The organism is Streptomyces parvus (genome assembly GCF_032121415.1).
In the GTDB taxonomy this organism is placed as follows: Bacteria; Actinomycetota; Actinomycetes; order Streptomycetales; family Streptomycetaceae; genus Streptomyces; species Streptomyces globisporus_A.
In genome coordinates, this window is the sequence record NZ_CP135079.1 from 2,819,907 (window position 1) to 2,840,074 (window position 20,168).

Here is a 20,168-nt window from a genome sequence, read left to right on the forward strand (position 1 = left end):
GTGGTGTGGAGCCTAGACACCTCCACCACACCGGAGGTCTTCGCCATGATCAAGCCCGGTCGGCGTTAACAACGCTCGTGATCAATACACCTAGGGCGTGGCGCGGGCGGCGGCCAGCGTCTCGGCCAGCAGCCGCCAGATGTCGGCGGCGAGATCGATGCTGGAGGCCGCCTGGGCCTCCTCCGCCAGGGTCCGCATCCGCTCCAGCCCCTCCTGATCCCGGCCCTCGATGATCAGCAGCCGGCTGTCAAGGATCTCCAGGCGCACCCGGGTGCGGTACGTCATGCGCGGATCGGCCGCACGCACCCGGTCCAGCAGGACGCGCGCATCGGCGAACTGCCCCCGCTGGAAGGAGATCTCGGCCTTGATGAAGGTCACCTCTTGCTCCAGCGCGGGAATCCCGACGAAGACCATGCCCGTCTCGGCCTGCTCGATGTACCGCTCCGAAGCGCCCAGCTCCGGCGGGGACTTCTGCAGGTGCAGCCGTGCCGCCGCCACCCGCAGCCGGGTCCAGAGCGGCAGGTTCTCCGCCCCGGCGAAGCCGTCGAGCGCCTCCTCCAGCAGCTTCTGCGCGGCGTCGAGATCCCCCTGCCGTACCCGCACGGCGGCCGCCGTCCACAGGGCCTCCGCCCCCAGCGGTTCCGACCTCGGCACGTTCAGCGCCGTCAGTTCGTCGGCGTGGACCCGGGCCTCGGTCAGCCGCCCCGCCTCGGACTCGGCCGACACCAGGGCCAGCAGGCTGGCCGCCATGTCCGGCACCGGGAGATCGTAGTCCCGGGCCAGGCCGTGGGCCGTCGTGGCCGCCTCGACGGCGGGGACGATCTCCCCGCAGGCGCGCAGGCAGCGCGCCAGCTGGGTGAAGCCGCGGGCCCGCAGGGTCGGCAGACCGAGTTCGTCACCCAGCGCGACGAGCTCCTCCAGAACGACCCGCTCCCTGGCATGGTCACTGTGCTGCCGCCGCCCCTGCGCGACGAGCCAGAGGCCCTGCCAGCGCAGCAGGGGGTCCTGCCCATCACCCGGGTACAGCGCGCGTTCCAGCGCTTCGAGGGCCGCGTCGGACGTGGCCGAAGCGGCGATGGCCAGGGCCTGCGCCAGCGAGTCGGCGGGGCGGCCCTCCTCCTCGAAGGCCGCGACGCCGATGCCCAGCCGGGAGGCCAGGTGCTGCACGGCGCGTGCGGTCGGCTGCCGCGATCCGGACTCCAGCCGGGAGACATAGCCGGTGGACATGCCGTCGCCGGCGAGCGCGGCTTGGGACAGGCCCCGCTCGCTCCGCAGCTGCTTGAGTCGCCGCCCGAAGTAAGGCTGTTCCAACACGTGATCAACCCCATTGGTCGCACTGGGAGGTGGGGAGCGGGAGGAGGGCGCCCGCATGCGCGCCTTGGTTCGCCGATCGGGGACGAGGCTAGCCAGAGTCGGGGCGGCTGGACAAATTCTTGCCCGACTCGTAGCCAGATTTGGCGAGGAATGTGCACCCCTCCGCCCGAGGAACCTTGCCCAAACTTTGGCAATAACTTGCCAAGTCCTGAACTGGTTTACTCGGCCAGCGCCGCTGGCCACTGCGCTTCGCATCTGGTTCTTCCGCCTCTGCCCAGGACTTCTTGCGCAGCCGTTCCCGCGTGTCACCCGAATCCGTGTCGCCGCCGACGCCTTCGCGGATGCGGGGCCCGCGTCGGCCACCCGGTAGACCGCGCCCCGGAGCGCCTGGTCAGGATCACGGCGTCCGGGGTCGCCGCCGTACGCGAGGACGGCCCGATGGACGAGGTCCTGGCCCTGGCGCGGGCGGTGCACGCCCTGGAGCCGGCCCCGCTGGAGAGCACGGACCGCGAGGCGATCGGGTCCCACGTGGCGCGGGTGCTGGATGCCCTGGGGGTGGAGTTCGGTCCGACGCACGCCGAGATCGTGCTGACCGAGGAGGGCCCGAAGATCATCGAGACGCATCTGCGGGTGGACGGCGACGACATCTTCAGCCTGGTCAAGGACGCCGTCGGCGTGGACATGCTGGACTTCCAGACCCGTCAGACGTTCGGCGAGAAGGTGCTCCCGGACATCCGGGCCATCCTGGAGTCGGACCGCGAGCCGCGCTGCGAGGCGATCCGGTACACCGCCCCGAAGGCCCACGGCACGTTCGTCGGCCCTGCGGACGCCGAGGCGGTCACCCGCAACCCGGACATCGCGGTGCCCCTCACCCCCGGCTCGGAACTGACGGGCCACGGCTCCTTCGCCCGCATCGCCCGGGCCAGGGCCTCGGCTCCCACGGCCGCGGCCGCCCTGGAGAAGGCCCGCTCGACGGTGAACGCCCTCTCGTTCCTGTTCACCGTCCCGTCGGACGAGCCCGGAACGGTATGACGCCCCCGCCCCGGTGGCCGCGGCGGTGGAGGCCGCCGCGATCACCGACCCGAGGACCGGCTGCCACCCCACCCGCTACACTGTGGGCGGCGGCCCAGTCTTCACGGCGGGGCCTCCGACGTATCCCGGCCTTCGTAGCTCAGGGGATAGAGCACCGCTCTCCTAAAGCGGGTGTCGCAGGTTCGAATCCTGCCGGGGGCACTGACCCGACACCAGGTCAGAGGCATCACAGGGCCCTCCCGTCATTCGAACGGGAGGGCCCTTTCGGCATCGGCGGCCGGTTCCTCGAAGGCCCCGGCGCCGCCTACGCCCGCTTCGCGGTATCGGCCACGATCTCCTCGATCACGTGCGCCGCGATCCGTGCCATCACCGGGTTCGTCTCCCGGTAGTGGGTCAGCTCCAGCAGGGCTATGGACAGCGCCCAGCCTCTTCCCCTCGTCCATGTGGCGTCGTCGGCCGCGATCGCCGTGCGGAACGTCTGCCTGGCTCCGGGCGTCAGCAGATACCAGGCCGCGATCAGGTCGACCGCCGGGTCGGCCAGGCCCGTGCAGCCGAAGTCGATGACCGCGGTGAGGCGGCCGTCCGCGACCAGGACGTTGCCCGGCTGGAGGTCGCCGTGCACCCAGACGGGGGCGGCCGTGAAGGGTGGGGCGGCCAGGGACTCCTTCCAGGCCGCGGCGACGGCCTCCGCGTCCACGATTCCGGCCAGGGTCGCCAGCGCCTCGCTGGTCGCCCGGTCGCGGGAAGCCAAGGGCTCGCTGCGGTATGCGGGCGGGGCGTCCTCCGGGGCGATCCGGCGGAGTGCCAGTACGAACTCCGCCAGGTCCGCCGCCAGGAGGTCCGAGGACGAAGAGGCGTCGCCGGGACGCGGGTTCGTGCCCTCCAGCCAGGTGCAGACCGACCAGGGGCGGGGGAATGACTTGTCCGGGGCCCCCTGGGCGAGCGGGAGCGGTACCGGGAACGGCAGTTGCCCGGCAAGTCGCGGCAGCCAGCGGTGTTCCGTCGCCACATCCGCCGCACTGCCCTCGGTACGGGGCAGCCGCACGGCCTTGTCGGTGCCCAGGCGGTAGATCGCGTTCGCCGTCCCGCTCGCGTCGACCGCCTCCACGGGCAGGTCCGTCCAGTGCGGGAACTGGGCGGCGATCAGGCCGCGTACGAGCGACGGTTCAATGATCATGCCGCGATCGAACCAGGTGGCCCGGGGGTGCACAACGTTGCGGCCCCGCCTCTGTCCCGTCGCCGCCTCGCCGCCTCGCCGTGGGACGCCCCCGCCCGTCCGAAAATCGGTGCGGCGGCGCGTATCCGTACGAGAGGATCTGCGGCCATGACGTATCCATCGCGCACCCTCGTACTTCCGCCTCAACTCACCGCCTCCGCAAGGAGGTTACGCACCACCGCGCTGCGGCGCGGGCTGCGGGTCGTGGAGGCGACGGCCTCCGCCGTATCCGCGGGGGCGGGGAGACCAGAGTGGGCGGCGAGCACCGGGGGCGATGCGCACGCCGTGCATCTGCACGCCGGGCCCTCCTTCGCCGATGTCGTGGCCCCCGCGCTCGGGATCGCCCTCCTGGAAGCTCCCGCCGACTGGCTCGCCCGGCTCCCCCGAGCGCTCACCCAGCGGGAGATCCGGGCGATGCCCCTGGGCGAGGCGTACCGGTTGCGCCGTCCCGCCTTCGTCAAGTCGCCGAACGACAAAGGCATTCCGGCACTCGTGTACGCGGACGGGTCCCGGCTGCCCGGACCGGATGCGGTGGATCCGGCCACCGTGGTGCTGGTGAGCGACGTGATGGCCTTCACCGTCGAGTACCGGCTGTTCCTCCTCGACGGGGCCGTCCACACGGCCGGGCAGTACGCCGAGGCGGGCCGCCTCCGGCTCGGGCCGCCGGGACTTGCCGCGCTCGCCTTCGGGCGCGAGGTGCTCGCGGCCGCCGGGGACGGTCTGCCCTCGGCGGTCGTCATCGACATCGGCCGGGACGACCAGGGCCGATGGGCCGTGATCGAGGCCAACGCGGCTTGGGCCAGCGGGTGTTACGGCGTCGACCCGGGCCGTGCCCTCGACACCGTCCTCCGCGCCGCCGGACCCGCCACGGACCTGTCGCCGCCCGACCGTGCCTTCGTGCGGTAGCGCCCGCGCTTCGCGCAACCGCGTGCCCGCGGCGACCGCATGGACCATGCCCACGCGCACCCGTGCCCGCGCGCACCCGAGCAGTGGGCGTGTGCGCCCGTGCGGTGGTCCCACGCGGCCACCCGTGCGGTGGGCCCACGCGGCCACCCGTGCGGTGGGCCCACACGCCCGCATGCCCCTGTGCCCGCGTGCCCGAGCCCCGTGCCCGCGTGCCCACCCGCCCGCCGGCCCGCACGGCCGGCCGCGCTCGCGTGCCCGCCAGCCCGCACGGCCCGCACGGCCCGTACGGCCGAGCCCATGCCCGCGTGGCAACCGGCTCAGCGGCAGGACGCCCTCATCTGCGCCGCCGCGTGATGCGCGCCGACCCGTCGGGCATCACCCCAGTCCCGGCCCCGGTCGATGAGCTGGACCGCGAAGACGTCCCCCTTGACCGGGTAGCTGCGCACCGGCACCGCGCTCCCCCGGTGTTCCGTCTGGAGCACCGCGAAACCCGTGTACGCGGAGTCCGCGTCGTCCGGGTCCGAGAGCACCCGGTAGACGGTCGGCTCCCCCGCCGCGTCGCGCGGGCGGCCGGTGTCGGGGACGAAGACGGTCAGCGCGCACTCGCTGAAGCCCCGGCCCAGGTGCCAGGACCAGGTGGCCGTGGAGCCCCGGTCCTCGGTGGGGCTGCCCGACATCGGGATCGCGCTGAACCGGCCGTCGCACCCGCCGCCGTCGAAACCGCCGTTCTCGACCGTGTACCAGCCGGCGTCCCCGCTCTCGAAACGGCCGCGCTCCTCGTACGTACCCGCCGCACAGCCGGGGCCCGCCCACTGCGTGAAGCGGCCGTCGCCCTCCGGGGGCTTCGACGAGGGGGCCGAGGTGCCCGGGGCCTCCGTCCCCGGCCCGGGAACGATCCTCGTGGGGGCCGCGCCGCCGATCCGGTCGGGGACCGCGCCCGCCCGGCCCGCCGCGTCCGTACGGCTGCTGCCGCCGCCCACGCTCCCGCCGCCCGAGACCAGCAGCGAGGCGACGGTGACCAGGCCCCCGGCCGCCACCACGACGCCCGCCGCGAGCAGGGCCCTGCGTCGGCGCGGCAGCGTGGAGAGGCGGCCCGCCAGCGTCTCGCGTGCGACCCAGGAACCGTCCCCGCCCGCCGTGCGGGGCGCCCCCGCCCCGCAGCCGGGGCAGACCATTCCGGGGAGCGGTCCCCGGGGACCGCCGCCGCAGTATTGGCACCTCGTGGCCTTCATGGCAGAACACCTTGCCAGTGCGCCGCCCGCAGAGGGAGATCCCGCACCCGATGGCCCGTACACGGGACGGGCACAAACGGATGGACGAGGACCGGTCAGCTCAGTTCTTCGGGGCAGGGCGTGCCCGGCTGGAGTTGGTACGGGGCCGCCAGCCGGTACACGCCCGGTCGCGGCGCGAGCAGTTCGGTCCACTCGTCGCCGTACGGGCCCTCCTCGACCTTGTTCAGGCAGCCGTGGGTGTTGAGATACGTCTTCGGTGCGGTGTCGTCCAGCTGCGACCGCTCCTTCGACTCCTCGGTCTCCAGCGGGCGTTCCACGCTCTTGCCGTCCTCGTCGACGAGCGCGAGCCAGCGGGTGTACGGGATCCGGATCAGTACCCGGCCCGCCGACTTCACCGTGATCGTCAGCTCGTCCGCGCCCGCCCGCTCCACCGTCGCCGGCGGGTCGGCCAGCGGCACCGGGTCCAGTACCCGGAAGAGCTTCCAGTTCGCGTCGCCCCAGATCTGGCGCAGGTACGGCTGCCCCTGCTCGACCAGTTCCGCCTCCTGGACCGCCCCGTTGTCCGGCCGGTCCTTGGGCAGCACCACGTAGTGCACGGCCCAGCGGTCCAGCCACTCCCGGTAGTTCACCGGATCGAGCGTGTCGTCGTAGAAGAGCGGGTTGCGCTTCATGTCCGCCTGGCGGTTCCAGCCGCGTGCCAGATTGACGTACGGGGCGAGCGCCGATGATTCGCGGTGACTGCTCGCGGGCACCACCTCGACCCGGCCGCGCTCCGCCTCCACCTGCTGGAGCTGGTTGATCAGCGGGGCCAGTTCGCGGTTCCAGGACGCGGCGGGCGCGGTCCGGACGATGTCGTCGACGCCCTTGAAGCCGATCCAGAAGTTGAGGCCCACGAAGGCCAGGACCAGGGCGTACCACCGGCGGCTGCGCGGCGCGGTGTACGGCAGGGCGGCGAGCAGCGCCACCCCGGCGAACAGCATCGCCATGCGCGTGATGTTCGACCCGATCTGCGAGTCGACGACGTACGTGAGCAGCGTCCCGAGTCCGTACACCGCGGCGGCGGTGCGGACCGTGCTCCAGTCGCGGGGTACGAGGACGAAGATCAGCACCGCGAAGATGAACGGCAGCGACAGCGTCCCGAGCGACATCGGCTGCGTACCCGAGAACGGGAACAGCCAGGCGGACAGACCGACCACGGCGACGGGGGCGAGGCCGATGGCGTACGCGCCGGGGCGTCGTTTGTGCAGGAACAGCGCCGCCGCGACGACGCCGAGGAAGAGTCCGGCGACCGGGCTGGACGCGGTCGCGAGCCCGGCGAGCGGGGCGGCGACGGCGGCTTTGGCCCACCTCTTGTACCGCCACCGGTAGGGCCAGCAGAACACCGCGGCCACCGCGCCGACGGCGAACATCATGCCCAGCCCGAACGTCACCCGGCCCGACAGCGCGTTGCACAGGAACGCGAAGACCCCGGCGAGCGAGCAGGCCAGCGGATTGCGGACGGCGGGAACCCGCACCAGGATCAGCGCGGTCAGCCCGGAGGAGACCGTACCGACGATCATCATCGTCGTCCGGACGCCGAGCAGCGACATCAGGTAGGGCGAGACCACGCTGTACGAAACGGGGTGCATGCCCCCGTACCAGGCGAGGTTGTACGCGGTGCCCGGGTGCCGGCCGACGAACTCGGCCCAGGCGTCCTGCGCGGCGATGTCCCCGCCGGTGTTGGCGAAGAAGAAGAACCACAGGAGGTGGAGCACGGCGGCCGCCGCCGTCGCGATGGTGACGGGGTGGCGCAGCACCCGGTGTGCCCGGACGTGCGGACTCCCGGCGGCCTCGGCGGGGCCCTCGCCCTCGGACGACGCTGCGGCGGCACCCTCGGCGGAAGGCTCCGGAACGCGGGGCGACGGCACGCGCACGTGCAGGGCGTCGCCCCCGGTACCGGCGGTCCCGTCCGCCTCGCGGCCGGGCTTCGGCTCCGCGGTGGTCACTACGGCTCTCCCCGTCCTCCCCCGGCCCCGTGCCTCTGCGTACCTCTCGGTACGTCCTCAAGGACGCGTCCCGGCATCCTTGAGTTGTCCGGGGACGCTAACACGTACCTCCGGCACGCTTCCCTGTCATAAACGGACACCGCGGCGGTGGGGGGCGGGCCCCGCCCCCCACCACTGCGGTGTCCCGGCTCTCAGCCGATCCTGGTCATCTTGTCGCCGAAGGCCGCCTCGGGCAGATCGCTCTGCAGCACCACCGGCGCCGTGACCTTTCCGGTGCCGGTGCCCACGGTCACGGAGCCGACCTCGGTCCCGGCCTTCGCGGCCTGGTCGATGCCCTTGCCGTTGTCCGTGACCTCGAGCTCGACCTTCAGGCCGGACCAGCCGACCGCCTTGAGGTTCTTGGTGGCGACCACGGGAGCCTGTCCGCCGAAGCCGTTGTCCACGTACCCGACGACGTCGCCCTTCTTCACCACCGTCGCGGAGGTGGCCGCCTCCTGCGCGTCCTTGATCAGCTTCAGGCTGTTCTGGAGCGACAGCTCCAGGCTGTCGTAGACGCGGCCGGTGCCCGCCTGCTGGCCCATCACCGCTCCGTAGATCCACAGCATCTTGCCGTCGACCTTGGTGTTCGCGGACCAGAGCAGGTTGCCGCCCGCGGGGGTGGAGGACCCGGTCTTGATGCCGCTCACGCCCGGCTGGAGCAGAAGATTGTTGTTGTTGTAGATCTTGCCGTCTATGCCCTCGATCTCGACCTCGGGCGTGTCCACGATCTTCCGGAAGACGTCGTTGCGCATGACCGCCTGCGCCAGTTTCAGCTGGTCGGCGGCGGTGGAGACGGTGGTCTTCTCCAGCCCGCTCGGGTCCGTGTACGTCGACCCGGTCATGCCGAGGTCCTCGGCCGCGTCGTTCATCTTGTCGATGAACTTGTCCTCGGAACCGGCGTCCCAGCGGGCGAGCAGCCGCGCCGCGTTGTTCCCCGAGGGGATCATCAGCAGTTGGAGCATCTGGCGCTGGGTGAGCTCCTGTCCCTTGGTCAGCGGGGCCGTCGACTCGTCGGGCCGCTTGGACTCGTCCTCCGCCTTCTGGTCGACGGTGATCTTCTCGCCCTCCTCGTCACCCTTGAGGGGGTGCCCCTGAAGGATCACGTAGGCGGTCATGACCTTCGCGACGCTGGCGATCGGGGCCGGCTTCTGCGCGCCCTCGGAACCGAGCGACCCGACGCCGTCCACCATCACGGCCGACTGCCCCTGGCCGGGCCAGGACAGTTCCGTCCCGCCGCCCTCGAAGGTGTACGTCGGCTTCGCCGTGAGCTCCAGCGAGGGCTCCGGGAGCGGGCGCGTCACCTGCACGATCGCAAAGACGATCAGCAGGAGGAGCACCAGCGGGGTCCAGATCTTGACCCGGCGCACGGCGGTCCGGACCGGGGTCTCCGGCGGCGGCGGGGTGTTCGTCAGCTCGGCGAGCAGGTCGAGCGGCGGCTTCGGCGGCAGCGGCTGCTGCCGGGTCCGCTCGGCCGCCGCCCAGGACGGGGTCGCGGCCGCCGGAGAAGTCGGAGAGCCGGCTTCCGGGGTGCGCGCGGGCGCCTCGGGTCCGGCCGCGGGCCCGGGCTCCGGGTTGCGGGGCGCGGGGGCGGTCCGCACGTCGTCGGAGCGCAGCGGCACGAAGGTGCTGGTGCGCTCGGCCTCGCTCTCGGGCTTGGCGCCGCCCTCGCTCCCGCCTTCCGGCTTGCTCCCGGGCTTGTCCTCGGCCTCGCCCTCCCGGGGCGGGAGCTTCAGCGCGGTCGTCGCCTGGTCGACCCGGTCGGCCGGCCCCACCGCCTTGAAGACGGCGGTGGGCTGATCGATTCCCCGCAGGCCGGAGGCCTCATCGGGGGCCGAATCGGAGGCGGGGGCGTCGGCGTCGGACGCCTTGTCCGGCTCGGCGCCGGCATCGGGTGCCTTGTCCGGCTCCGCGCCGGCCTTCGGCTCGGCGTCCTGCTCGGCCTTCGTCCCCGCGTCAGGCGCCCCGTCCGGCTCCGCGCCGGCCTTCGGCTCGGCGTCCTCCTCGGCCTTCGTCCCCGCGTCAGGCGCCTCGTCCGGCTCGGCCTGTGCCTCCGGCTCCGCCTTCGCGGCGGGCTCGGGCTCGGCGTCCCCCGCCCTCTCCGCCTCCGGCTCCTCCTCTGGCGCGACATCGACCCAGGCGGCCACGGCAGCACGCAGCCGGCCGTCCCCGTCCTCTTCCTCGGCGGTCTCCGGCTTCCCGGCCTCCGGCTCGTCCGCCGCTCCTTCCGCAGGAGTCCCGGCCGACGCCTCGGCGTCCGCCTTCTCGGCCTCGGCCGCCTCCACGTCCGCGTCCGGGCCCGTGCGACCCTCAGCGGCGCCCACGCCCTCCGAAGGCGCGTCGGCGTCTCCAGGGGCCGCAGAGGCCACCACAGGAGCGCTCTCGGGCTCGGGCTCGGCGTCGCTCCCGGACTCGGGTCCGGCTTCGGGCTCACGCGGACCAGCGTCCTCCGGCAGCCGGGGACGGAACACCGCGGTCGCCGTGTCGGACATGGCTCCCGAGCCCGCACCCGTACGGGCATCCGTACCGGCGTCCGCATCCGCGTCCGTGTCCGCGCCGGGGTCACGGAACACGGCGAAGCGCGGGTCGCGTTCCTCCGCAGTCGTCCCCGACGACTTCCGCTGCTCCGTTTTGTCGGGGGACTCGCCCGCCACCGATGCCTCCTCATGCGCTGCGGGGCCACCCCGCGCTGTCCGAACCATCTACCAGTGTCCTGTGTGAACCCCTGGCCGAGCTGCTAGACGAGAACGACATACCTACTGGTTCCCGTACAAAGCGACCAGGCGCTCTCGACAGATGAATGTGAGAGGGGTCACCCTGTCAGACATCCACGCGGGGAGGCATGGATGGGCAGGAGCCGCAGAACAATCCCGGAGGAGCTTCTGTTGCTCGCTCTGGACCCGACCACGGGTACCACAGCGCAGCCGCAGTCGCTCGACCTCGGCCTGGCCGGGGCACAGCTAGTGGAGCTGGCTCTGGCAGGACGGATAGCCCCTGACGGGGATCGTATCGCCGTGGTGATGCCACGGCCGACAGGAGATCCGACTCTGGACTCCGCACTGGAGCTGCTGCGCCGTCGTGGCAGCCCGGTCCGGGCGGTCCACTGGATCGGCGGGCCCCGGCTGGGGCTGCGTCAGATCTATCTCGCTCATCTGGAGCGGTGCGGCATGGTTCATGCCGTGGCGGGCCAGATGTGCGGGGTGCTGCCGACGACTCGCTACCAGGCGACGGAGACGGCGATCAGCCGGGACATCAGGAACCGGCTGGACAGTGCGATCCGCACCGGCGTACCGCCGGACCCGCGGACCGCGGCGCTCGCCGCACTGGCCCACGCGGTCGGACTCGGCAAGCACCTGTACCCCGGGAACGAGGGGCGCTCGTCGCGCTCCCGGCTCCGGGACCTGATCAGGCACGACCCGATGGGCGGCCTCGTGGCGCACGCCGTGATGGACGTCCAGAACGGAGTGGCGGTCCAGCCACGCCGTTCGCAACAGGCAGCGGGCGTTCCGTTGCAGCCGCAAGCACAGGCCCGTCGCGGGAGCATGGCGCACACCGCCGCGAGCTGACCGCACGGACCTGGCGCACCAGCGCGCCGCGGGAGAACGCACCGCGGAAACAGCACACCGCCGTACCGTCGTCGGCCGTCACAGACCCGGTCCGGGAGCCGCACCACGCACGGGGCAGCCGGTAGTCACCATCACCGGCTGCCCCGTGCGCTTGCGCGCCGCCCCGCGCACCGGTGCGTACGCCCCCGTGCTCCGCGTGTGGCCGTTTCCCAGCGCGGCCGGGGCCGGGGGTGGCAATCTGCTGAGCAGTAGATACGCACAGCTACATAGCCGGAGGTGCCGTTTCCGTGCCGTCCAACGTCAATCCCACTGTCAGGCGACGCAGGTTGGGCCAGGAATTGCGCCGCCTGCGCGAACTCAAAGGCATGACGGCCGAGGAAGTGGCGGAGCGACTGCTGGTCTCGCAGTCGAAGATCAGCCGCCTGGAGAACGGCCGCCGCTCCATCAGCCAGCGCGATGTGCGCGACCTCTGCGGGGTGTACGAGGTCGAGGACCACCGCATCGTCGACTCCCTGATGCAGATGGCCAAGGACTCGCGCCAGCAGGGCTGGTGGCACGCCTTCGGCGACATCCCGTACAGCGTCTACATCGGTCTGGAGACCGACGCGGAGTCGCTGCGCGTGTACGAACCCCAGATGGTTCCGGGGCTGCTCCAGACCCGGGCGTACGCCGAGGCGCTGATCAGCGGTGCGCTGCCCGAGGCCCCGCCGTCGGACATCGAGAAGCGTGTCAACGTACGGTCGCGGCGGCAGGACCGGGTCAACGCGCCGGAGAATCCGCTGCGGCTGTGGGCCGTGATCGACGAGTCGGCGCTGCGCCGGGTGGTCGGTGACAAGCAGGTGATGATCGACCAGCTGGAACACCTCGTCGAGCAGTCGCACCTGCCGCATGTCACCGTGCAGGTCCTGCCGTTCGACATGGGCGCGCACCCGGGCATCAACGGCCAGTACGCGATCCTGGAGTTCCCGGACGCCGCGGACTCCAGCGTCGTCTACATCGAGGGTGTCACGAGCGATCTCTATCTGGAGAAGGCGAACGACGTCCAGCGCTACAGCGTGATGTACGAGCACCTGCGGGCGCAGGCGCTGAACGTGGAGCAGACCCGGGACTTCATCAGCAAGATCGCCAAGTCGTACACCAGCTGAATCCGGACAGTGGAGCGAGCGGCGGCGGGATGGTACACCGCCGCCCACTCACAGCAGAAGGCCTACCGAAGAAAGACCATCCGGTCGAGTGAACGGCCATCTCATGGACGGGGCTTGGCGAGTAGCGTCGATCACGCCAATCGGAATCAGGTTGGTGCGACTCACCCAACTCTCTGAACCGGAGTGAACATGGCAATTCTTCAGGGTGCTACGGACCAGTGGACCAAGTCGTCGTACTCCGGGGGCAACGGCGCATGCGTCGAGGTCAAGTCCCCGGTCGCGCTGTCCATCGCCGTCCGTGACTCGAAGGCCCCCGAGGGCCCCTCGCTCACCTTCGTCCCCGGTGCGTGGAACGCGTTCGTGCGCGATGTCGCCACGGGCTCGATCAACGCCTGACCAGCCGACACCGTCTGCATATCACTCGCCACTCCGCATCACCGCACCACCTGATGGAGCCCTCTCGACCGGTTCGCCGTCCTGGCCGAGGGGGCTCGGCACGATCCGGTGTCACCGCAGCCGGTCGACGTAACGGTCCGTCCCCGGCACGGTCGGCACGAACGGGGCGACCAGCTCGACCCGCCCGAGACCGGCCTCCGCGACCGCCGCGTCGAGGCCGGTGAAGCGCTCCGCCCGGCAGCTCCGGGGTCCTCCTGGAGGAACCACAGCAGTGTCAGCCGGGCGTCGACCCCCTCGACCTGCTTCACGTAGGTCATCCGGCCGCCGGGCAGAGGCGTCGGCCGGAACACCGTGACCATGGCCGCGGGCGATCCCTTCAGCCGCTTCGGGAGATGGCGCGAGATGGCGCGAACGCAGCCATCCCAGCAACTCCGCCCGCCGCTCGGGACCTTCGGCGTCGACGACCTGGAGGACGAGGCCCGCGTAGGGGTGGTCGAGGGCGTGGAAGTCCCGGGGGCCGGCGGCCCCGTCGCGTTAGACGGTGGCCTCGGACGGAGCCGTACAGGCGGCGCCCTCCCCCTCGGCCTCTCGGCCGCACGGGACCCGCATCCCGTGCGGCCTTCGCGCGTTGTCACGCGCTCCCCGACTTCTCCGGACTCCTCTGCACAGCCTGACGAAGTGCCCGCCCATCGTGTGGCCACGGTCACGTCGGCGACAACGCCCCACAAGGTCAAGAACGAGTAAAATCGTTCGCCTTGTTGACCTGCGTTCATATCCATGACCGACGCAGCCTTGACCGAGCCCTCTCGGAAGGGGTTCAATCCCCGAAGTTCCCGCTCCCGCACGGGGACACCGCTGAACGGCCGTACCGACGAAGTGCGTTCCCGTTCACAAGGCGGACCCCTGGAGGGGGACATGAACAGTCTCGACTGGGCTGTACTCATCGGGTACTTCGGCGTGATGGTCGCGATCGGACTCTGGTCGCACAAACGCGTGGACACCGTCAGCGACTTCTTCACGGCCGGCGGCAAGATGCCGTGGTGGCTGTCGGGCATCTCGCACCACATGTCCGGCTACAGCGCGGTGATGTTCACGGGTTACGCCGGCATCGCGTACCAGTACGGGGTCACGTCCTTCGTGACCTGGTCGCTGCCGATCGCCATCGGCATCTTCATCGGCGCGAAGCTCTTCGCGCCCCGGCTGAACCGGCTGCGCTCGCGGCTCCATGTCGCCTCGCCACTGGAGTACCTCAAGAACCGCTACAACCTGCAGACCCAGCAGGCGCTCGCCTGGTCGGGGCTGCTGCTGAAGATCGTGGACGTCGGCGCCAAGTGGGCGGCCATCGCCACCCTGTTGTCCGTGTTCACCGGTCTCTCGATCTCCCAGGGCATCCTGATCACCGGGGTGGTGACCGGGGTCTACTGCACCGTCGGCGGACTGTGGGCGGACGCGCTCACCGAACTGGGCCAGTTCGTCATCCAGTTGTTCGCCGGGCTGGCGATGCTCTTCGCGGTGATGGGCGAACTCGACGGCTTCTCCACCCTGTGGACGGTCTGGGACAAGCTCCCGGACGGGCACGCGGAGCCGACCGCCGGACCGTACACGGTGACCTTCCTGCTGGCGTTCCTGTTCATCAAGACCTTCGAGTACAACGGCGGCATGTGGAACCAGGCCCAGCGGTACATGGCGACCGACTCGGCCGCCTCCGCGACCCGTTCGGCGCGGCTCTCGGCGGTGCTGTGGTTCGTCTGGCCTCTCGTGCTGTTCTTCCCGATGTGGTGCGCGCCGCTGCTGGTCGAGGCGCAGAAGCCGGACGCCTCCGACAGCTACGCCCTGATGACCGAACAGCTGCTGCCGCACGGCCTGCTGGGCCTGGTCATCGTCGGCTTCTTCTCCCACACGATGGCCATGTGCTCATCGGACGCCAACGCCATCGCCGCCGTCTTCACCCGGGACATCGCCCCGACCCTGTCGAAGGCGGCACGCGGCTGGAGCGAGCGGGCCGGTCTGATCGCGGCCCGCTGGACCACGGTGGCCTTCCTGGCTCTCTCCATGGCCATCGCGACCCAGGTCAACTCACCCGCGTTCAAGGACATCATCACCGTCGTGATCAAGTGGGTCGCCGGGCTGATGGGCCCGATCGCGATCCCGTTCATGCTGGGCCTGCTGCGTCCGTTCCGGAAGTCCGGCCCGACGGCGGCGCTGGTCAGCTGGGCGGCGGGGCTGATCGCGTTCTGGCTGGTCAACTACCCGGTCGACTGGGCCGTCGAGGGCGGGGTGCCCCTCCAGTACCAGGTCTCCGTACCGCTGGCGGTCTCGCTCGTGCTGTACGTGCTGATCGGCTTCGTGAAGCCGGAGGACACTCCGGAGCGCGACGCGGTCCTGGCGCGGATCAACGAGGGCGACGGGGAGGGGCGTCACGGGGACGGTACGGGGACGGCCGCGGCCGTCCCCGCCCAGGACGGCGGCCCGACCCCCGCGCCTCAGCCGCGCGGGTAGCGGGCCAGCCAGCCCGGGGCGACGGCGGCCGGGCTGTGCAGGGCGGGGCCCTGGGTCATCTCCATCGCGAAGTCGTCGGCCAGTTCGAGGAGGGTGGCCCGACCCTCCAGCTCCGCGAGCCAGGCCGGCGGCAGCGCGGTCTCCCCGTGCAGGGCGCCCAGCAGCGCCCCGCAGACCGACCCCGTGGCGCGGGAGGGCCCGCTGTGGTTCACCGCGAGCCGCAGTCCGTGCCGGATGTCCTCGCTGACCAGCGCGCAGTACACGGCCACCGCGAGGACCTCCTCGGCGGCGTCGCTCGCACCCAGCGCCTCGATCAGGGCCGGGCCCGGGATGCCCTGGCGCACCGAGCCGAGGGCCTGGCGCAGGGCCTCGGTCACCGGCTCGTGGCCGGGGCGTTCGGCGAGGAGGGCCAGCGTGTTCTGCACGGCGCCGTCCAGGCTCTCGCCGCGCGCGAGACCGTGCACCAGGACGGCGAAGGCGCCGGCGGACAGCTGGGCGGCGGGGTGGCCGTGGGACTGGGCCGCGCACTCGACGGCCAGCTGGAGCACGAGCCCCGGCTCCCAGCCCACGAGGAGCCCGAAGGGCGCGGACCGGGTGAGCGCGCCCGCGTCCCGGGCGGCGGGGTTCTTCGGCCGGTCGAGGGTGCCCATGACGGTGTCACCGAAGCCGGCCAGGCATTCCCGGGCGGGATCGCGGCGGGCGTAGAGCCATTCCTCGGCGGCCAGCCAGCCGTTGTCCTCGCGCCGCTCGTCGGGCCCCCAGTCGTGCTGGGTGGCGGCCCAGCGCAGATGGGCCCGGTGCACATCGGTGGGCGGGTGCCAGGCTCCGGTGTCGCGGCGGACCTGGGCCCGGATCAGGCCGTCGACGGTGAACAGGGTGAGCTGGGTGAGCGCGGTGACGGCGCCGCGTCTGCCGTGCGCGGGGACGTAGTCGGTGACCCCTTCGACCCCGTGGGCGGCGCGGATCTCCTCCAGCACGAGCCCGCTGACCCCGGCCCCGAGCGCGTCCCCGACGGCCCCGCCGAGCAGGGCCCCGCGGACCCGGCTGCGGAAGTCCTGCTGCTCGGCCCGGCCCCAGACCGCCGTGGTCCCTGTGCTCACCCCGCCCCCTTCCCGCCAGCACGTGCGCACCTGCGCGCGGGCCCCTGCGGGCGACCGCGCAAGCACTGTAATCGAACGGGAACGGGCGGTAGAGAGGGCGACCGGGGTACGTACGGGTATGTCGACGGACGTCCTTGAGGTCGTTTTTGGGCGGTGGGCGCGGAGCCCGCGGAACGGCCGGGATCACTCCGCCGAGGGCACGCACGGCGAGGGCACACCGGCGGCGGGAGCGCCCGCAGCCCCCAGCCGTTCCCGCCGCTCCCGGGCCCACGCGTAGTCCGGGTCCAGTTCCAGCGCCCGGTCCAGGTCCGCTCGGGCCTCCGGGATGCGGCCGAGGGCCTCCAGGGCGGCGGCCCTGCTGCCGTGGGCCCAGGCGTAGTCGGGGTCCAGGGCGAGGGCCCGGCCGTAGCAGGCGACGGCCTCCTCGTACCGGCCCGTCGCCCGGTACACCTCGCCCCGCTCCCCCTCCGTCCCGGCCCGTCCGGGGTTCAGCTCCTCGGCCCGGTCCAGGTCGGCGAGGGCGCCCACCGGGTCGCCCAGGACCGTGCGGACCCGAGCCCGCCGCACCAGCGCCCAGGCGTACTCCGGCCACAGGGCGATGGCCCGGTCGAAGTCGTCGAGCGCCTCCTCGGGCCGGCCCAGCACATGGCGGACCAGGCCCCGGCTGCCCAGCGGTACGGCGTCGGAGGGGTCCAGGGCGTGCGCCCGGTCCAGGACGGTCAGGGCCTCCTCCAGGCGGCCCATCCGGCGGTACGTCTCGCCCCGCTCCCGCACCGCCCAGGCCCAGGCGGGGGCGATCTCCTCGGCGCGGTCCAGGTCGGCGAGGGCTTCCTCGTAGCGGCCGAGCGAGCGCAGGATCACCGCCCGGCCCTGGTGGGCGCGTTCGCTGCGCGGGTCCACGGCGACGGCCCGCCCGTGGTCGGACAGGGCGGCCTCCAGCTCTCCGGCCCGGAACCGGTCCCAGGCCCGCGCCACGAGGGCGGACGCCCGGTCCCGGTCGGTCAGTTCGGCCCGGGTCAGCAGGAGCCCGAGGGCGGCGGTGGGGCGGGGGCCGTGGTCGATTATGGCGGCGAGCAGGTCCCGGCCCCACTCCCGCAGGACGGCGTCGTCGGCGTCCTCACCCGCGTCCACGAGGGTCCGGGCCCAGTGCCGGGCGCGGGACGGCCGCTGGGCCAAGAGCTCGATCCCGGCGCGCAGGGCCTCGGGCAGCGCGGTGCGGGGGCGGGCGCACAACCGGTGGTAGAGCACGTCCAGGGCCGCCCGGCGCCAGGGCTGCTCGGCCCAGAGCCGTTCCGGATCGATGCCCTCGGCCGCCGCGTCCCGGCGGGCGGCGAAGGCCTCGGCCAGCCGGTCGTGCGCCGCCTTCCACCGCTGGGGAGAACCGGTGCGCTGGAGGCGGAGCATGGGGGCCCGGACGACGGCGTGATAGCGGGAGCGCCCGCTGTACGGCTCGGCGACGAAGGGCAGTTCGTGCAGCCAGTCGTAGAGCCCGGGCACGGCCTGCGGCCCGTCCTGCGGTACGGCGACGGCGACCAGGTCCTCGTCGAACCGGCGGGGCAGGGCGCAGGCGAGCGCGGCCGCACGGCGGGCCGGGTCGCTCTCCCCGGCCAGGAAGCGTTCGACGGCGGTCGCGTTGGCCTCACCGGCCGCGCCGGGGTTGGCGGCGAGTGTGGACACCAGGACCGGCAGCCCGCCGGAGAGCCGCAGCACTTCCCGTACGACGGGCTCGGCCACCACCCCGCGCTCGTGGAGGAGTTGGCGCGCCTCCTCCTCCGTGAACGGCCGCAGCGGCACGTCGGCGACCAGCCGGCCCCGGTCGCCCCAGTGCGCGGGGTCGAGGCGGCGCTGGCCGGCCAGGGTCAGGACCAGGTTGGCGGGCAGTTCGCCGTACCGCCCGGAGGCCAGCAGGTCGGCCAGCCACCGGTCCAGCTGGGGAGCGGTGCGCTCGTAGGTGTCCAGGAACAGGGCGACCCAGGGCACGGCGTCCGCGACCCGGTCGAGCTCCGCGACGAACACCGGGGTGAGGACCTGGACCGGTTCCGCCAGCAGCCGGGCCTCCTCCTGCTGGCGGGCCCGCCCGCCGAACACCGCCCGCAGCCCGCCCGCGCCGCGCGCCACGACCGCCGGGTCGATGCCCCCGGCCAGCGCCCCGACGACCGGTATCGCCCCGGCCGCGAGCAGCCCGGCCTGCGCCGCGGCGAGCGCCCCGGGCGAAGGGCCCCCGACCGGGGCCTCGTTGTCCGCCGCGAGCCGGCCCGCCGCCTCGTGCAGCGCGCGCCGGTAGATGGCGAGCAGCCGGTCGAACGCCTTGAGCGGACGCCCCTGCTCGGCGAACTGCTCGGCGAACGCGGCTAGTACGTCCGGCACGGAGTCGGCGCTCTCGTCGGCCGCTGCGGTCAACGCCCCGAACTCCTCTGCCGACTGCCCCCATTCACGCAGCAGCGAGGTCTTGCCGACCCCGGCGTTGCCTCGCACATGGAAGACGAACCGGTGCCGGGGGTCCTCGGGCGGCAGCGTGAAGTTGGCGCGGAAGAGACCGAGTTCGGCTTCCCTCCCGACGAAGGCGGCACGGCGCCGGCTTTCGACGATCTGCTGGAGGGAGAGACGGCGGGGGTTGGACGGAGGCATGGGGCCAGTCTGTCAGCGGGAATCAGGCAGCCGCAGCCCCTGGCTGTGCGCGACGGGTGGCGACCGCCCTTCGCGGCCCCGTCGTCACACTCGCCGCCGGAGCCTCGACAGAGGCGCCCCCTCTCCGGGCGGGCCGCAGGCCGACGCGGTCGCCCGCCACCTGCCCGGCCCGCGTGACGGGCCCCGGCGGCCTTCAGGCCCAGGGGTCGAAGGGGATTCCGGCGGGCTTGGAGTTGTTGAGGAGGTTGCGGAAGCGGTTGTCCTTGTCGGTGACCTTGATGGTCGCGGACCCGAAGTCGGCGTTCATGAGCTTGTCGCGCAACTCCGTGCTGGGGAAGCCGTTCCAGTCGACGATCGGCGGGTAGCGCCAGTTGCCGTAGTGGTTCTCCGGCGGCTCGTCGTTGCTGTTGGCGAGGCGGAAGAAGTGCGTGCTCGGACCGTCCTTGTGATAGACGGCCTTGGGGTGCGAACCGTCGAACCGCACCTGGGAGCGCGGGTAGGTCCTGACGGTGCTGTGCTGGGTGGTCGAGACGTAATCCACCTGGTTGGAGGCCTGGTTGACCCAGGAGATCACATGCTCGAAGTCATGACGGTGCCCGCCGAGCCCACTGCCGTGGACGGCCTGGTCCTTCTCGAAGTAGCTCGCGTAGACGATGCCGCACCAGCCGTTGTTGCACAGGGACCGGGCGTACGTCTGGGAGTTGTCCAGGTCCCACCGGTCCCGGCAACTGCCGTTGACCGCCCCGGTCGTCCTGAGCCCGGGGGCGAGGGTGCCGTCCGGGCCGATGGCGGGGGTGGCGTAGCAGCCGTCGCCGTCGTAGTCGTAGGCGGGCGAGAAGGCCTGCTCGTAACCGCCGGCGTTCTGGGGGAGGCTGCCCGGCGGGTCGGCGTGGGCGGCGGACGCGGTGCCCACCACGAGAAGGCCTGCGGCGGCGAGGACGGTGGCGGCGCGGCCTGCTCTGCGGTTGCGCACGGGAAGGGGGCCGGCCACGGCCGAGGACGCCTTCCCGCGGTCCTTACGAGGGAAATCCGGCATCGGCGGGGTGCGCATCATTTGTCGCTCCTGACTCAGCAGCACGTCATGGCGGGGGGACTCCCGCAAGAGTTGCCCGG

At 72.4% G+C, this 20,168-nt stretch carries 14 protein-coding genes, 1 tRNA gene and 1 pseudogene; 7 read left to right on the forward strand and 9 right to left on the reverse strand.

The window, feature by feature from the left end; translation table 11 throughout:
• Positions 1–90: 90 nt before the first annotated feature.
• Complete coding sequence (locus RNL97_RS13530) at positions 91–1,314, reverse strand: helix-turn-helix domain-containing protein (protein WP_030588771.1); 1,224 nt, start codon at positions 1,312–1,314, stop codon at positions 91–93.
• Positions 1,315–1,752: 438 nt separating this feature from the next.
• On the opposite strand from RNL97_RS13530, the gene RNL97_RS13535 reads away from it, so the two are divergent.
• Positions 1,753–2,346 carry a hypothetical protein gene (locus tag RNL97_RS13535; protein WP_313750731.1) on the forward strand — a complete coding sequence of 198 codons (594 nt, stop codon included), beginning with the start codon at positions 1,753–1,755 and terminating at the stop codon, positions 2,344–2,346.
• Positions 2,347–2,474: 128 nt separating this feature from the next.
• Positions 2,475–2,547 (forward strand) — tRNA-Arg (locus RNL97_RS13540).
• A 103-nt stretch (positions 2,548–2,650) separates the two neighbouring features.
• On the opposite strand, the gene RNL97_RS13545 is transcribed toward RNL97_RS13540, so the two are convergent.
• Positions 2,651–3,523: an aminoglycoside phosphotransferase family protein gene (locus RNL97_RS13545; protein WP_030588767.1), complete on the reverse strand. Its 873-nt coding sequence runs from the start codon at positions 3,521–3,523 to the stop codon at positions 2,651–2,653.
• Positions 3,524–3,670: 147 nt separating this feature from the next.
• Here RNL97_RS13545 and RNL97_RS13550 point away from each other — a divergent pair, with 147 nt between their 5' ends.
• Positions 3,671–4,468: an ATP-grasp domain-containing protein gene (locus RNL97_RS13550; protein WP_313750732.1), complete on the forward strand. Its 798-nt coding sequence runs from the start codon at positions 3,671–3,673 to the stop codon at positions 4,466–4,468.
• A gap of 317 nt (positions 4,469–4,785) precedes the next feature.
• Here RNL97_RS13550 and RNL97_RS13555 read toward each other — a convergent pair whose 3' ends face one another.
• The 3 genes from RNL97_RS13555 to RNL97_RS13565 form a co-directional block, all read right to left on the reverse strand.
• The gene (locus RNL97_RS13555; protein WP_313751623.1) at positions 4,786–5,643 is read right to left on the reverse strand and encodes an adhesin; all 858 of its coding nucleotides are present in this window, start codon (positions 5,641–5,643) and stop codon (positions 4,786–4,788) included.
• Between the two features lie 152 nt (positions 5,644–5,795).
• Entirely contained in the window at positions 5,796–7,685 is a 1,890-nt protein-coding gene (locus RNL97_RS13560; RefSeq protein ID WP_313750733.1) for an MFS transporter, read from the reverse strand.
• A gap of 191 nt (positions 7,686–7,876) precedes the next feature.
• Positions 7,877–10,375, reverse strand: coding sequence for a serine hydrolase (locus RNL97_RS13565; protein ID WP_313750734.1), 2,499 nt, complete (start codon positions 10,373–10,375; stop codon positions 7,877–7,879).
• 192 nt (positions 10,376–10,567) lie between these two features.
• Here RNL97_RS13565 and RNL97_RS13570 point away from each other — a divergent pair, with 192 nt between their 5' ends.
• The 3 genes from RNL97_RS13570 to RNL97_RS13580 all read left to right on the forward strand — a co-directional run bounded on the left by RNL97_RS13570 (position 10,568) and on the right by RNL97_RS13580 (position 12,828).
• Positions 10,568–11,287: a GOLPH3/VPS74 family protein gene (locus RNL97_RS13570; protein WP_006125323.1), complete on the forward strand. Its 720-nt coding sequence runs from the start codon at positions 10,568–10,570 to the stop codon at positions 11,285–11,287.
• A gap of 287 nt (positions 11,288–11,574) precedes the next feature.
• On the forward strand, positions 11,575–12,432 hold the full coding sequence (locus tag RNL97_RS13575; RefSeq protein WP_030588756.1) for a helix-turn-helix domain-containing protein: 858 nt from the start codon (positions 11,575–11,577) through the stop codon (positions 12,430–12,432).
• Between the two features lie 189 nt (positions 12,433–12,621).
• Complete coding sequence (locus tag RNL97_RS13580) at positions 12,622–12,828, forward strand: DUF397 domain-containing protein (protein WP_006125325.1); 207 nt, start codon at positions 12,622–12,624, stop codon at positions 12,826–12,828.
• 111 nt (positions 12,829–12,939) lie between these two features.
• Here the strand turns inward: RNL97_RS13580 and RNL97_RS13585 are convergent.
• Positions 12,940–13,362: pseudogene (locus RNL97_RS13585) on the reverse strand (hypothetical protein); the annotation flags it as partial.
• Between the two features lie 381 nt (positions 13,363–13,743).
• On the opposite strand from RNL97_RS13585, the gene RNL97_RS13590 reads away from it, so the two are divergent.
• Positions 13,744–15,327, forward strand: a complete 1,584-nt coding sequence (locus tag RNL97_RS13590) for a sodium:solute symporter family protein (RefSeq protein ID WP_313750735.1) — start codon at positions 13,744–13,746, stop codon at positions 15,325–15,327.
• On the opposite strand, the gene RNL97_RS13595 is transcribed toward RNL97_RS13590, so the two are convergent.
• The 3 genes from RNL97_RS13595 to RNL97_RS13605 all read right to left on the reverse strand — a co-directional run bounded on the left by RNL97_RS13595 (position 15,312) and on the right by RNL97_RS13605 (position 20,106).
• Positions 15,312–16,427, reverse strand: coding sequence for an ADP-ribosylglycohydrolase family protein (locus RNL97_RS13595; protein WP_243314241.1), 1,116 nt, complete (start codon positions 16,425–16,427; stop codon positions 15,312–15,314). The genes RNL97_RS13590 and RNL97_RS13595 overlap by 16 nt on opposite strands.
• A gap of 183 nt (positions 16,428–16,610) precedes the next feature.
• Positions 16,611–19,055 carry a tetratricopeptide repeat protein gene (locus RNL97_RS13600; RefSeq protein ID WP_313750737.1) on the reverse strand — a complete coding sequence of 815 codons (2,445 nt, stop codon included), beginning with the start codon at positions 19,053–19,055 and terminating at the stop codon, positions 16,611–16,613.
• Positions 19,056–19,248: 193 nt separating this feature from the next.
• On the reverse strand, positions 19,249–20,106 hold the full coding sequence (locus RNL97_RS13605; protein ID WP_030588743.1) for an NPP1 family protein: 858 nt from the start codon (positions 20,104–20,106) through the stop codon (positions 19,249–19,251).
• Between the last annotated feature and the right edge of the window lie 62 nt (positions 20,107–20,168).

Excerpts from the sequence above, each read along its gene's own strand:
- RNL97_RS13600 (WP_313750737.1), bottom strand. The coding sequence starts at position 19,055 with ATGCCTCCGTCCAACCCCCGCCGTCTCTCCCTCCAGCAGATCGTCGAA.
- RNL97_RS13555 (WP_313751623.1), bottom strand. The coding sequence starts at position 5,643 with ATGGTCTGCCCCGGCTGCGGGGCGGGGGCGCCCCGCACGGCGGGCGGG.
- RNL97_RS13570 (WP_006125323.1), top strand. The coding sequence starts at position 10,568 with ATGGGCAGGAGCCGCAGAACAATCCCGGAGGAGCTTCTGTTGCTCGCT.
- RNL97_RS13550 (WP_313750732.1), top strand. The coding sequence starts at position 3,671 with ATGACGTATCCATCGCGCACCCTCGTACTTCCGCCTCAACTCACCGCC.
- RNL97_RS13590 (WP_313750735.1), top strand. The coding sequence starts at position 13,744 with ATGAACAGTCTCGACTGGGCTGTACTCATCGGGTACTTCGGCGTGATG.
- RNL97_RS13535 (WP_313750731.1), top strand. The coding sequence starts at position 1,753 with ATGGACGAGGTCCTGGCCCTGGCGCGGGCGGTGCACGCCCTGGAGCCG.
- RNL97_RS13605 (WP_030588743.1), bottom strand. The coding sequence starts at position 20,106 with ATGCGCACCCCGCCGATGCCGGATTTCCCTCGTAAGGACCGCGGGAAG.
- RNL97_RS13580 (WP_006125325.1), top strand. The coding sequence starts at position 12,622 with ATGGCAATTCTTCAGGGTGCTACGGACCAGTGGACCAAGTCGTCGTAC.
- RNL97_RS13545 (WP_030588767.1), bottom strand. The coding sequence starts at position 3,523 with ATGATCATTGAACCGTCGCTCGTACGCGGCCTGATCGCCGCCCAGTTC.